Source organism: Nocardioides islandensis (assembly GCF_015352455.1).
GTDB classification, from domain to species: Bacteria; Actinomycetota; Actinomycetes; order Propionibacteriales; family Nocardioidaceae; genus Nocardioides; species Nocardioides islandensis.
The window spans coordinates 18,315-31,351 of sequence record NZ_JADKPN010000020.1 but is presented as its reverse complement, the minus strand read 5'-3'; the positions used below and the strand labels follow the sequence as shown (position 1 = coordinate 31,351).

The 13,037-nt window shown below is 71.4% G+C and carries 12 protein-coding genes; 9 read left to right on the top strand and 3 right to left on the bottom strand.

Annotation, left to right across the window (positions count from 1 at the left end):
* Window position 1: 1 nt before the first annotated feature.
* Both ISU07_RS22500 and ISU07_RS22495 read right to left on the bottom strand, forming a co-directional pair.
* Window positions 2-577, bottom strand: coding sequence for an RNA polymerase sigma factor (locus ISU07_RS22500; RefSeq protein WP_228522434.1), 576 nt, complete (start codon window positions 575-577; stop codon window positions 2-4).
* A 75-nt stretch (window positions 578-652) separates the two neighbouring features.
* Window positions 653-1,555: a phosphotriesterase family protein gene (locus ISU07_RS22495; protein ID WP_194709097.1), complete on the bottom strand. Its 903-nt coding sequence runs from the start codon at window positions 1,553-1,555 to the stop codon at window positions 653-655.
* Between the two features lie 30 nt (window positions 1,556-1,585).
* Between ISU07_RS22495 and ISU07_RS22490 the strand changes: the two genes are divergently transcribed.
* Both ISU07_RS22490 and ISU07_RS22485 read left to right on the top strand, forming a co-directional pair.
* Window positions 1,586-3,490, top strand: a complete 1,905-nt coding sequence (locus ISU07_RS22490) for a CocE/NonD family hydrolase (protein WP_194709096.1) — start codon at window positions 1,586-1,588, stop codon at window positions 3,488-3,490.
* Window positions 3,487-4,236, top strand: a complete 750-nt coding sequence (locus ISU07_RS22485; RefSeq protein ID WP_194709095.1) for an SDR family NAD(P)-dependent oxidoreductase — start codon at window positions 3,487-3,489, stop codon at window positions 4,234-4,236. Before ISU07_RS22490 ends, ISU07_RS22485 begins: the two co-directional genes overlap by 4 nt.
* Here the strand turns inward: ISU07_RS22485 and ISU07_RS22480 are convergent.
* Window positions 4,210-4,491 carry a CBU_0592 family membrane protein gene (locus ISU07_RS22480; protein ID WP_228522433.1) on the bottom strand — a complete coding sequence of 94 codons (282 nt, stop codon included), beginning with the start codon at window positions 4,489-4,491 and terminating at the stop codon, window positions 4,210-4,212. The genes ISU07_RS22485 and ISU07_RS22480 overlap by 27 nt on opposite strands.
* Before the next feature lie 114 nt (window positions 4,492-4,605).
* On the opposite strand from ISU07_RS22480, the gene ISU07_RS22475 reads away from it, so the two are divergent.
* From ISU07_RS22475 to helR, 7 genes are all read left to right on the top strand, one after another.
* Complete coding sequence (locus ISU07_RS22475) at window positions 4,606-5,532, top strand: transporter substrate-binding domain-containing protein (protein WP_194709093.1); 927 nt, start codon at window positions 4,606-4,608, stop codon at window positions 5,530-5,532.
* Window positions 5,529-6,440 carry an amino acid ABC transporter permease gene (locus ISU07_RS22470; RefSeq protein ID WP_194709092.1) on the top strand — a complete coding sequence of 304 codons (912 nt, stop codon included), beginning with the start codon at window positions 5,529-5,531 and terminating at the stop codon, window positions 6,438-6,440. The genes ISU07_RS22475 and ISU07_RS22470 overlap by 4 nt, the downstream gene beginning before the upstream one ends.
* 8 nt (window positions 6,441-6,448) lie before the next feature.
* Window positions 6,449-7,192, top strand: a complete 744-nt coding sequence (locus ISU07_RS22465; RefSeq protein ID WP_194709144.1) for an amino acid ABC transporter ATP-binding protein — start codon at window positions 6,449-6,451, stop codon at window positions 7,190-7,192.
* A 10-nt stretch (window positions 7,193-7,202) separates the two neighbouring features.
* Window positions 7,203-7,799 carry a TetR/AcrR family transcriptional regulator gene (locus ISU07_RS22460; RefSeq protein ID WP_194709091.1) on the top strand — a complete coding sequence of 199 codons (597 nt, stop codon included), beginning with the start codon at window positions 7,203-7,205 and terminating at the stop codon, window positions 7,797-7,799.
* A gap of 91 nt (window positions 7,800-7,890) precedes the next feature.
* Window positions 7,891-9,096: an aminomethyltransferase family protein gene (locus tag ISU07_RS22455; RefSeq protein WP_194709090.1), complete on the top strand. Its 1,206-nt coding sequence runs from the start codon at window positions 7,891-7,893 to the stop codon at window positions 9,094-9,096.
* Window positions 9,093-10,715: a phytoene desaturase family protein gene (locus ISU07_RS22450; protein ID WP_194709089.1), complete on the top strand. Its 1,623-nt coding sequence runs from the start codon at window positions 9,093-9,095 to the stop codon at window positions 10,713-10,715. The genes ISU07_RS22455 and ISU07_RS22450 overlap by 4 nt, the downstream gene beginning before the upstream one ends.
* Before the next feature lie 145 nt (window positions 10,716-10,860).
* Complete coding sequence (gene helR, locus ISU07_RS22445; RefSeq protein WP_194709088.1) at window positions 10,861-13,035, top strand: RNA polymerase recycling motor ATPase HelR; 2,175 nt, start codon at window positions 10,861-10,863, stop codon at window positions 13,033-13,035.
* Window positions 13,036-13,037: the final 2 nt, after the last annotated feature.

Below are 13,037 nucleotides of genomic sequence, written 5' to 3'. Positions count from 1 at the left end.
CTCACCGGTTCACCTCGATCCGTTGCTGAAGTGCTTGCAGTCCCCGGTGCGTGTGGGTCTTGACCGACCCCTCGGTGATGTCGAGCAGCTCGGCGGTCTCGCTTACCGAGAGCTCGAGGACGTAGCGGCAGGCCAGCACCTCGCGCTGCCGCCTCGGCAGTCGACGCATGGCGGCGACCAGCGAGCCGACCTCCTCCTGGACGAGGGTGGAGTCCTCGGGACCCGGTGGTCGCGCCCCCTGGACGAGCAGCAAGGGCCGCTTGGCGCGCTGCGTGGCCTGGCGGCGTACCCAGGAACGGCCGCGGTTGAGCACCGCGGACCTCAGGTACGCCTCGGCCGCGTTCGCGTCGCGCAGCGTGCGCCAGTTCCGGTGCAGCGAGACGAAGGCTTCCTGCACGGCGTCCTCGGCTGCCTCGCGATCCCCCACCATGACGACGGCCAGCCGGAGCAGGCCCCGGTAGTGGCGCCGGAACAGCACGTCGATGCGCTCCGCCCGCAGCTGCTCGTTCGAATCACGCAGGCGGACGGCACGCTGCTCGTCCATCGAGAGCATCTCCTCCGGCACGGAGTTCGTCATGCCCGAGAGTCGTTCGACCTGCGATCAGGTTGACACAGACGGCGACGGATCGGGGGCCGCCCGTTGCTCGCCTGGCTACTCCCCCGTCAGCATGCGGCGAGGGTTGTCGACGATCAGCCGCCTGACGTCGACCTCGTCGAAGCCGATCTCCTTCAGCCGGCCGGCGAACCCGGTCACGACGTACGCGTACCCCGGGCCGCCCATCGCGGCGTAGTCGCTGCGCAGGCAGACGTCCTGGCTGAGCAGCAGCTGGCCGAGGTACCCGTGGTCGGCGAGACTGCGCAGCCAGCCGAGGCGTTGCCGCGTGTCCCACTCGTGGACGCCCTGGACGGTGTCGAACTGGACCCACGCGCCGCGCTTCGCCAGCGCCAGGTGGTACCCGTGGTCCGGGACCATGTCGCAGTGGCCGATCACCACGCGGCCGGGGTCGACGCCCTCCTCCACGAGCAGGTCGAGCTGGGCCGTGCCGACGGGCCAGCGGGCCGCGTGGGTGGTGATGGTGAGGCCGGTACGACGGTGGGCGCGGGCCGCGGCGCGGAACGACCGCTCCTCGACCGCGGACAGGTACCGGTCGCAGCCGATCTCCCCGATGATCCCGGCCCGCACGCCGTCGGTGCCCTCCTCGATGTCGCGCACGATCAGGTCCGCGACGGCGTCGGTCGACAGTGCGTCGAGCTCCGGCGGGAAGTAGGCGCGACGGTAGAAGCCGGCGCCGCGGACGATGTGCAGCCCGGTCCGCTCGGACATCGCGCGCAGGCCGGCCGGGTCGCCGTTCAGGCCGCCGGTGGTCACGTCGACCAGGGTGCGGCCGCCGGCGTCGGCGTACCGCTGCAGCTCGCCCGCCGCGAGGTCCGGGTCGTTGAGCAGGCCGTCGCCGCGGTACTCGCGCGTCAGGTCGAGGAAGACGTGCTCGTGCGGCAGCGTCACGCCGAGCTCGTCGGCCGGGACCGGACCGCGCACCGTCATCACGTCCGTCACGGTGCTGATCTTGCTGCAACAATCCGGCGCGTGGGGGGACACGAGGCCGAGGTCCGCATCCGGATGCCCGACGGCATCGAGCTCGCCGCGACGCTCTACCTCCCGGACTCGACGGTCCCCCAGCCGTGCCTGCTCGAGGCGCTCCCGTACCGCAAGGACGACCTGACCGCGTCGTACGAACCGTCGTACCAGCGCCTGCGCGACGAGCACGGGTACGCCGTGTGCCGGCTCGACCTGCGCGGCACCGGGTCGTCGGCGGGCGACGCCCTGGACGAGTACCAGCCGGCCGAGCAGCGCGACCTCGCCGAGGTGATCGCCTGGCTGGCCGCCCAGGAGTGGTGCGACGGGCAGGTCGGCATGTGGGGGACGTCGTACTCGGGGTTCAACTCGCTCCAGATGGCCTGCGAGCAGCCGCCGGCGCTGAAGGCCATCTGCGCGATCTACGCCACCGACGACCGGTGGACCGACGACGTGCACTGGCGCGGCGGGGCGCTGCGGCTGGTCGACCTCGTCGACTACGACCACTACATGACGCCGATGTGCGTGCTGCCCCCCGTCCCCGCTGTCTGGGGCGAGGGCTGGCGCGAGGAGTGGCTGCGGCGGCTGGCGACCAACGAGCCGTGGGTGCTGACCTGGCTGCGCGAGAAGGTGCACGGCCCGTACTGGGACCACGGCTCGGTGCGCCTGGGCGGGACATCGTCGGGTTACGAGCGGATCCGCATCCCGACCCTGGTCGTGGCCGGCTGGGCGGACGGGTACCGCAACAACACCTTCCGCACGATCGCCCGCCTGGCCGCCACGGGCACGCCGCACCGGCTCCTCGCTGGGCCGTGGGCGCACGCCGACCCCACGACGGCGATGCCCGGCCCGCGCATCGACTTCGACGCCGAGCTGGCCGGCTGGTTCGACCACTGGCTGCGCGGCACCGGGACGCACGAGGACGGCTGCGACGTCTTCGTGCGGACGTCGACGCGTCCCGAGCCCGACCTCGACCTGCACGAGGGGTACTGGCTCCGGCTGCCGTCGGTACCTCCGACGTCGGTGGTCGAGGTGACGCTCGACGGCCCGCGGGCGCTCGCGACGGTGCCCGACGTCGGTACCTCCGCCTGGATCGACTGCGCCGGCCACCTGCCGTGGGGGCTGTCCGGCGACCAGCGCCTCGACGACGCCCGGTCGCTGGTGTGGGACCTCGAGCCACCCGGCGGCCCGGTCGTCGGACATCCGCGCCTGCGCTTGCGCGTCTCGGCGGACCGGCCGGCGGCGACCCTGTCGGTCAAGCTGTGCGACGTCTTCGCGGACGGCACGTCGGCGCTGGTCGGTCGCGGGTCGCTGGACCTCGCGTTCCGTTCGTCGGTGCACGGGAAGCCCGAGCCGCTCGAGCCGGGGACGCCGTACGACGTCACCGTGGACCTCGACGCGTGCGCGTACGCCTGGTCGCCCGGGCAGGTCCTCCGCGTGAGCGTCGCCGGCGCCGACTGGCCGAACACGGTCGCGCCGCCGGAGCCGGTCACGCTGACCGTGCACGGGGCCTCGGTCGAGCTGCCGGTGCTGGAGGGTGACTGGCCGACGACCGACTTCGCGCCCGGCGCCGACCACAGCTCCGAGTCGCTCGACGGCGTCGGCTGGGAGGTCCACGACGACGTGCTGCGCCGGGTGACCTCGGCGCGGACGACGTCGGTGTCGGAGTACGAGACGCCGTACGGCGGCCGCGCCCTGGAGGACTACCGCGGCGAGGTGAGCGTCGAGCGGCGCACGTTCGCGCAGCACGCGCATGCGGACACGACCTACGAGCTCTCCTGGCCGGGCGTCGACATCCGCGTCGAGTCCGTCATGGACGTGGCGATCGAGGGCGGCGAGGTGACCGTCTCGATCGACACGTGGGCGTGGCAGGACGGCGTCGAGGTCTCACACCGACAGTGGCGGGAGCGGACATGACCGGGCACGTCGCCGTCGTCACGGGCGGCAGCAGGGGCATCGGCCGGGCGGTGGTCGAGCGGCTGCACGCCGACGGCGCACGGGTCCTCACCTGCGGCCGCGGGCCGCGACCCGACCACCTGCCGGCCGATGTCGCGTGGGTGCAGGCCGACGTCGCCGACCCGGCCGACGCGGCACGGATCGTCGCGACGGCGAGCGCCGAGCTGGGCCCGGTGTCGCTGCTGGTGAACAACGCCGGCGTCCTCGTCACTTCGACAGTCGAGGACAGCACCGACGACGACTGGGACCGGCTGGTGGGCACGAACTGCCGGGGCGTCTTCAACCTCTGCCGTGCGGTGCTGCCGGACATGACCGAGCACGGCGGGGTCATCGTGAACATCGGGTCGATCTCGGGCGTGGTCGCCGACGCCTCGTCCGCCCTCTACAACGCGTCGAAGGCCTTCGTGCACGCCCTGACCCGCTCGATCGCGGTGGACCACGGCCCGCGGGTGCGGTGCAACGCCGTGCTGCCCGGCTGGATCGAGACGGACATGGCCGACGAGGGCTTCGCCATCGCCGACGACCCCGTCGCCGCACGTCACGACGCGCTGGCGCGGCACCCCGTGGGCCGGTTCGGCACGCCGGGCGACATCGCGAACATCGTCGCCTGGCTGGCGTCCGACGAGGCGTCGTTCGCGACGGGTCAGCTGTTCACCGTCGACGGCGGCCTGACCGCCGGTTCACCCCTGCGGCCCGACCTCGGGTAGCGCCGCCGCCCGGCCCTTGACCCCGGCGCGCACCAGCCCGACCGTGCCGATGACCACCCAGACGAGGTTGAGCGCCGCGCTCGGCCACGCGCCGTAGTACGCCGAGTTCACCATCAGCAGGGCGCCACCGAAGAGGTTCATCAGCTGGAACCGCAGGCTCGGACCTGCGAGCCGGCCCGCAGTGACGAGTGCGTACGCGCCGATCAGCAGGGCCATGCCGGTCCAGCCGGCGACGTCGACGATCACCTCGGTCACCGCGACAGTCTGGCGGACGCCGGGACGGCCGGACGACCCGCGTAACTGAGTCATGGATCAGCGCGCGTCCCTCTGGCATAGTGCACGCAGCCGTCACCCGAGGGAGCGTCACACATGCGTATCCGAACCCTGCCCGTCGTCGCACTCCTGGCGCTGCTCGCCCCGCTCACCGCCTGCGGCGGCGACGGGTCCAGCGCCGCCGATCCGGGCAGCGGGGGTGGCGGTGAGACCACCTCACAGGCGGCCGGCAACGACACCGTCTGCGCCGGCGAGACGACCGACCTCCTCAAGCAGGTCTGCGACAGCGGGAAGCTGACCGTCTCGACGGACCCGGCGTACCCGCCGCAGTCGAGCCTCAACGAGCAGACCGGCGAGTACGAAGGCTTCGACATCGACGTCGCCACCGAGATCGCCAAGCGCCTCGGCGTCGACGTCGCGTGGGAGACCCCGGCGTGGGACGTGATCACGGCGGGCAGCTGGAACGGCCGCTGGGACACCACGGTCGGCTCGATGACCCCGACCAACGACCGGCAGAAGGTCCTCTACTTCACCGAGCCCTACAACTACACGCCGGCCGTCGTCGTGGTGCCCGCGGACGACGACTCGGTCACCGACCTGACCACCGACCTCGACGGCAAGAAGATCGGCGTCTGCGGCGGGTGCACCTACGACCAGTACCTCCAGAAGACGCTGGCCATCAAGGGCTACACGTTCGACTTCGTCATCGACGACGCCGAGATCTCCGGCTACGACACCGACACGACCGCCCTCCAGGACCTGGCCAACGGCCGCTTGGACGCCGTGATCACGTCCTCGACGACCGCGCAGGGGTACATCGACGCGGGCAACCCGGTGAAGATCGTCGGCGACCCGGTCTTCTACGAGCCGCTGTCGGTGGGCTTCGACAAGAGCTCGGACCCGTCGTCGGAGTCCCTGTACGAGGCGGTGAACGGGATCGTCAAGGACATGCACGCCGACGGCACGCTCACCGCGCTGTCGGAGAAGTGGTACGACGGCCAGGACCTGACGACCCAGCAGTGAGCGACACCTGGGAGCGCGTCCAGCTGGCCTCGGCCCGCGTTCCGTTCCGGCTGAAGGTCGGCGCGGTCTGGATCGTGCTGTTCCTGATGCTCGGGTTCGTCGGGAACGCCGCCGGGTTCGACCTGCAGTGGATCCGCGACAACATCCGCTACATCTCCGGCGGGCTGCGCTACACGCTGTTCATCGCGGTGTGCGGCATCGCCCTGGCCGTCGTCATGGCGCTCCTGGGCGCCCTGTGCCGGATCTCGCGCAACCCCGTGGCGTACGGGGTCGCCGGCTTCTACGTCTCCTTCTTCCGGGGCACGCCGCTCATCGTCCAGATGTTCCTGCTGTACCTCGCACTCCCTCCGGTCGGCCGCAACCTCGCCGCCAAGTACTCCTGGCTGCCCGACGGCTTCGACCAGGCGCTCATCCTCGAGGCCGCGACGGCCGGCATCATCGCGCTGGGCCTGAACTACGGCGCGTACATGACCGAGATCTTCCGCGCCGGCATCCAGTCGGTCGCGGGCGGCCAGGGCGAGGCGGCCGACGCCCTGGGCATGACCTACGGCCAGAAGATGCGCAAGGTCGTCTTGCCCCAGGCGTTCCGGGTGATCATCCCGCCGACCGGCAACGAGTTCATCGCGATGATGAAGGACACCGCCCTGGTCTCCTTCCTCGGCGTAACCGCCGCGAGCGCCGAGATCTTCCGGCGCAGCCAGCTGGTCGGCAAGGCCGACTTCAAGAACCTCGAGGCGTACGTCGCGGTCGCGCTCGTCTACTGGGGGCTCACCGCGATCTTCACGTTCTTCCAGGCCCGCCTGGAGAAGCGCATCGGCCGCGGCTACGACCGCGCACACGTGGCGCGCGCGATGGCGGCGGCGGCCAGCCAGGGACAGCCGCGTGGCGGCGGGGGGCTGGTCGGATGAACGACGTCGTGGTCCGCATCGACGGCCTGCACAAGAGCTTCGGCCACCTCGAGGTGGTCAAGGGCGTCGACCTCGACGTGCACAAGGGCGAGGTCGTGGTGATCTTCGGCCGGTCCGGCTCGGGCAAGTCGACGGTGCTGCGCTGCGTGAACTTCATCGAGGACCCCACTCTCGGCAGCATCGAGGTCGCCGGCATCCGGCTCGAGGGCGGGCACCGCACCCGCCACAAGCGGGACCAGATCAGGAAGCTGCGGCTGCACGTCGGGATGGTGTTCCAGCAGTTCAACCTGTTCCCGAACATGACGGTGCTCGACAACGTCACCTGCGCCGCGCGCTGTGCCAAACGCGGCTCCGACGCCGAGATCGCCCAGCGGGCCAAGGACCTCCTGGACCGCGTCGGCCTCGCCGACAAGGCCGGCGAGCACCCCATCCGACTGTCCGGTGGCCAGCAGCAACGGGTCGCGATCGCCCGCGCCCTCTGCATGCAGCCGGACGTGATGCTCTTCGACGAGCCGACGTCGGCGCTGGACCCCGAGCTCACCGGCGAGGTGCTCGGGGTGATGCGCACCCTGGCGACCGAGATGCACATGACGATGATGGTCGTCACCCACGAGATGGGCTTCGCCCGCGAGGTGGCCGACCGGATGGCGTTCTTCCACGAGGGCCGGATCCTCGAGCAGGGCCCGCCGAGCGAGATCATCGGCTCGCCCGAGCACGCCGAGACCCGCGCCTTCCTCGACGCGGTTCTCTGAGGACCGGGACATGACGGGGACCCGGACCCGCCAGAAGGTCGAGGTACGACGCGAGGAGATCCTGCTCGCCGCCCTCGCGGAGGTCGAGCGCGTCGGCCTGGCCGCCGTACGCGTCTCCGACGTCGCCACCGCGCTCGGCATCAGCACTGGCCTCGTCTTCTACCACTTCCGGACCAAGGACGAGCTGGTCGCGGACGCGTTCACCTACGCCGTCGAGCGCGACCTCACCACGATGGAGCGCGCCGCCGCCCGGCGCGGTCCCGTGCTGGACCGCATCCGGGCCGTGCTCCGCACCTATGGCCCGACCGGCAGCGCGACCGGGTGGCGGCTGTGGATCGACGGCTGGGCGCTGGCCCAGCACGAACCCGTCATCGCCGACCACTTCCGCACCCTCGACGACCGCAGCCGCGGCATCCTGCGGGCGCTCGTCGACGAGGGCCTCGCCGACGGCTCGCTGACCTGCTCGGACCCCGGCGCCAGCGTGCGACGGTTGCTGGCGCTGCTCGACGGTTTGTCGGTCGCCGCGGAGGTCCACCGGTCGGTGAGCCGCAAGCAGCTGCGCACCTGGGTCGACGGGGCGATCGAGACCGAGCTGGTCGGAGGCTGAGGAGGTGCCTGGCGCGAGTCCTATTGATCCGCGAGTCAGTTGTCGTCCACTATTGAACAGTGAGTCAAGCCTGGGGCAGGATCAGCACACCATGATCCGGACGACGCCGTTCCACGCGCGCCTGACCGAGCTCAACGACCAGCAGCTCTACACGCACTGGTCCGGCTACCTGTCCGCGCTGCGCTTCTCCCACGCCCCGAAGCACGAGTACTTCGCCGTGCGCAACGCGGTGGGCATCTTCGACAGCTCGCCGCTCTTCAAGTACCGGATCACCGGTCCCGACGCGATGGACTTCCTGTCCGGCATCGTGGTGCGCGACCTCGGCGCGCTGCGGCCCGGGCGCGCGGCGTACACGTTCTGGTGCGACGACCGCGGCTTCGTCATGGAGGACGGCGTCGTCTTCCGGCACAGCGACAACGAGCTGGTGATGACGGCGGCGCGGCCGATGCTGAGCTGGCTGGAGTCACACCGGTACGGCGCCCGCGTCGAGCTCGAGGACGTCAGCGACGACTACGCGCTGCTCGCGGTCCAGGGCCTGCGCTCACGCGACGCACTGGCCGGACTGGTCCCCGAGGTCACCGAGCTGCCGTACTTCGGGCTCGCGGAGTCCAAGCTCGCCAACGTCCCGGTGACTGTGTCGCGCACCGGCTACACCGGCGACCTCGGGTTCGAGCTCACCGTGCCGTCCGCCGACGCGCTCACCGTCCTCGACGCGGTCCTCGAGGCCGGCCGGCCGCACGGGATGCGGCCGTTCGGCGAGGAGGCGCTGATGACCCTGCGCATCGAGGCCGGCCTGCCGCTGACGGGCGTGGAGTGGCACGACAGCCGCACCGCCTGGACCGACCACGACCGGGTGACCCCCAAGGAGCTCGGCCAGGGATGGATGCTCAAGGGCGTGCGCGACGGCAGCCGGCGGTTCATCGGGAGCGAGGCGATCCGCCGCGAGCTCGTCGACGGCACGTCCCGCTGGGCGACGACCGGGATCGTCGTCGACTGGGCGGCGTGGGACCGGCTCCACCGGGACGCCGGCGAGCTGCCCACCAAGGACGAGCAGGCGCTGGGCTGGGAGCAGTGGCTGCGGGACGAGGACGACGAGCAGGTCGGGTACGTCACCAGCTTCTGCTACTCCCCCGTCCTCCAGCGCCACATCGGCCTCGCGCGCGTGCGGCCGGACCTGGCCACGCCCGGGACGACGCTCCACATGGAGACGACCATGCACCACAGCACGCACATGGTGGCCGTGAGCACCGCGGCGCTGCCCCTGTTCAACCCGGCACGGAAGACGGCTAAGTCATGACGACCGAGACCCCCCAGGCAGGTCACCCTTCTGGCCGCACCGGCACGTCGTACGACGCCATCGTGGTCGGCGGCGGCCACAACGGCCTGACCAACGCGGCGTACCTCGCCAAGTCCGGCCTGCGCGTCCTCGTCCTCGAGCAGCGGCACCTGGTGGGCGGCGCGGCGATCACCGAGGAGCTGCGCCCAGGGTTCAACTTCACGACGTTCTCCTACGCCCTGAGCCTGCTGCGACCGGAGATCGTGCACGAGCTGAACCTCGTCGAGCACGGCTTCATGCCGCTGATGATGCCGGGCGACTTCCACCCGACCGGCGACGGCGACTACCTGCTGTTCGGCGACGACGACGACCAGAACGTCGAGATGATCCGGCGGCACTCCAAGCACGACGCCGACGCGTACGGCCGCTACAACTACGACCTCGACCGCGTCATCCAGACCGTGCGGCCGCTGTTCGACAGTCCGCCGCCCGACATCTTCGGCACCGATCCCGAGGACCAGGCCGACGTCGCCTGGATGCTCAAGCACCTCGGCAGCGTCGACCGCAAGACGATCCACGACACGGTGCGGATGCTGACCGGCAGCGCGGCCGACCTGCTCGACGACTACTTCGAGTACGAGCCGCTCAAGGGCTACCTGGCCTCGTCGGCCAGCATCGGCAACCGGATCGGCCCGATGGCGGGCGGCTCCGGGCTAGTGCTGCTCTACCACAAGATGGGCGAGCACGACGGCCACCTCGGGTCGTGGTCGTTCCACAAGGGCGGCAACGGCGGCTTCACCCAGGTGCTGGCGCGCGCGGCCCAGTCGTTCGGCGCCGAGATCGAGCTCAACGCCCACGTCGACCACGTGCTGACCCGCGACGGCCGGGCGGTCGGCGTCGTCCTCGCCGACGGCACCGAGCTGACCGCGCCGGTCGTGGTCTCGGCGCTGGACGCGCGGCGTACGTTCCTCGAGCTCGTCGACCCGCGCGAGCTGCCCGACGACCTCGTCGACAACGTCCGCCGCACGCGCTACCGCGGCACGTCGGCGAAGGTGAACTTCGCTCTCGACGGCATGCCGGTCTTCCCCGGTCTCGAGGGGGCGGCGCCGTTCGGCGGGTTCCTCAACATCGGTCCGACGCTGGAGTACCTCGAGCGGGCGTACGACGCGGCGAAGTACGGCTGGTACTCCGACAAGCCGTTCATCGACGGCGCCCTGCAGTCGGTCATCGACCCCGACATGGCCCCGCCCGGCAAGCACGTGCTGTCGTGCTTCGTCCAGCACGCGCCGTACCAGCTCAAGGGTGGCGACTGGGAGACGGAGCGGGAGCCGTTCGCCGACAAGGCGCAGGCGGTGCTCGAGGAGCACTTCCCGGGGTTCGGCAAGCTGGTGCTGCAGCGCGAGGTCGTGCTGCCGGTCGACATCGAGGCGAAGACGGGGCTGAGCGAGGGCAACATCTTCGCCGGGGAGTTCCTGGCCCCGCAGATGTACTTCTTCCGGCCGGCGCCGGGCTGGAGCCAGTACGCGACCCCGATCGAGGGCTACTACCAGTGCGGCTCCGGCACCCACCCGGGCGGCTGCGTGATCGGGTCGCCCGGCCGCTTCGCCAGCCAGCGGATCCTGCGCGACCGCCGGGCATGAGAAAGGAGGGGAACGACTTCCCCTCCACTATCAACGTATAACCCAACCGGGGGCTTGTGGCAAGGCCCCCCTCGTCGCCCACAATCACCGGTCCCGGCATGCCGATCCTTCGGCCCGCAGAGACTGGAGACGACGTTTGACCCCCGTGAGACCGCACGACCAGCTGTCCGCCTTCGCCCTCCCCCACCACCTGGCCGCCAAGGCCGACCCCGACCTCGTCGGCGCCGACGAGCGGCACTTCGCGGCCATGACCGCGAGCCTCGAGCGCACGATCGCCGACCTGTCCGACCGCCTCGACGCCACCCGCCTCGAGACGAGCCACGGCGACGAGTCCGGCCAGGAGGCGATGAACCGCGACCTCGAGGTGCACCGCCTGACCGCCCGGCTGCGCACGCTACGACGGTTCAGCCTCGACCTCTGCCTGGGCAGGATGGTCCCGGCCGACGGGAGCGAGCCCGTGTACGTCGGCCGCCTCGGGCTGTCGGACGCGACGGGCGGCCGCCTCCTCGTCGACTGGCGGTCGCCAGCCGCCGAGCCGTTCTTCGGGGCCACCCACGCCAACCCCATGGGCCTGGCGAGCCGTCGCCGCTACCGCTGGACCCGCGGGCGGGTCACCGACTACTGGGATGAGGTGTTCTCGCTCGACAGTTTGGCGGGCCACGCCGCCCTCGACGACCAGTCGGCGTTCATCGCGAGCCTCGGCGAGGGCCGCACGGGCCGGATGCGCGACGTGCTGGCCACGATCCAGTCGGACCAGGACGCCATCATCCGCGCTGGCTCGCGCGGGACGCTCGTCGTCGACGGCGGCCCCGGCACCGGCAAGACGGTCGTCGCGCTGCACCGAGCGGCGTACCTCCTCTACGCCGACCCACGGCTCGGCCAAGGACGCGGCGGGGTGCTGTTCGTCGGGCCGAGCCGGCCCTACCTGTCCTACGTCGCCGACGTGCTGCCCAGCCTCGGCGAGGACGGCGTGCGCACCTGCACGCTGCGTGACCTGGTGCCCGAGGGCGCGGACGCCGGCGAGGAGTCCGACCCCGTGGCGGCCCGGCTCAAGGCGGACGCGCGGTTGGTGGCGGCCATCGAGCCGGCGGTGCGGCTCTACGAGGAGCCGCCGTCCGAGGGCCTCGAGGTGGAGACCCCGTGGGCGGACATCTGGCTGGGCGCCGACGACTGGGCCGAGGCGTTCGGGTCAGTCGAGCCCGGTACGCCGCACAACGACGCCCGCGACCAGGTCTGGCGGGAGCTGGTCGGCATCCTGTTCGACAAGCTGGAGCAGGATCCCGACGACGAGGAGGCCGTGTCGCTGGAGGCGTTCCGGCGGGCGCTGGCGTCCAGCGACGAGCTGACCGCGGCGTTCGGGATGGCGTGGCCGACGATCGACGCGACCGACCTGGTGGGCGACCTGTGGGCCGTGCCGGCGTACCTGCGGATGTGCGCCCCCTGGCTCACGCCCGAGGAGGTGTCGGCGCTGCGGCGCACGGGGGCGCCGGACGCGTGGACCGTCGCCGACCTCCCGCTGCTCGATGCGGCTCGACAGCGGCTGGGCGATCCTCAGGCGGCGCGGCGCCGGCGACGCGAGGCCGCCCGCCTGGCTGCCGAACGGGAGGAGATGTCGCGGGTCGTCGACCATCTCATCGAGACCGACGACTCGGCGATGCACGTGATGGCGATGCTGCGCGGCGACGACCTGCGCAGCGCCCTCGTGGACGACTCCGTGTCGGTGGTGGACCCGGACGTGCTCGCCGGCCCGTTCGCGCACGTGGTCGTGGACGAGGCCCAGGAGCTGACCGACGCGGAGTGGCAGATGCTGCTGCTGCGCTGCCCGTCGCGCAGCTTCACCGTGGTCGGCGACCGGGCGCAGGCGCGGCACGGGTTCACCGACTCGTGGGAGGAGCGACTGTCGCGCGCCGGCCTCGACCGTGTCTCCTTGTCGTCGCTGACGGTCAACTACCGGACTCCGGAGGAGGTGATGGTCGAGGCCGAGCCGGTTATCCGCGCCGTGCTTCCCGACGCCAACGTGCCCATCTCCGTCCGCTCGACCGGCCGTCCGGTCCTGCATGGCGACCTGGCCGACCTGGACACGATCGTCGGTACCTGGCTGGCCGAGCACGCCGACGGCATCGGCTGCGTGATCGGCCACCCGACGTACGCCGACACGCCCCGAGTGCGCTCGCTGACCCCGGAGCTGGCGAAAGGGCTCGAGTTCGACCTGGTGGTGCTCATCGACCCGGAGTCCTTCGGGACCGGGATCGAGGGCGTCGTGGACCGGTACGTCGCCATGACGCGTGCCACCCAGCAGCTCGTCGTGCTGACGAGCTAGCG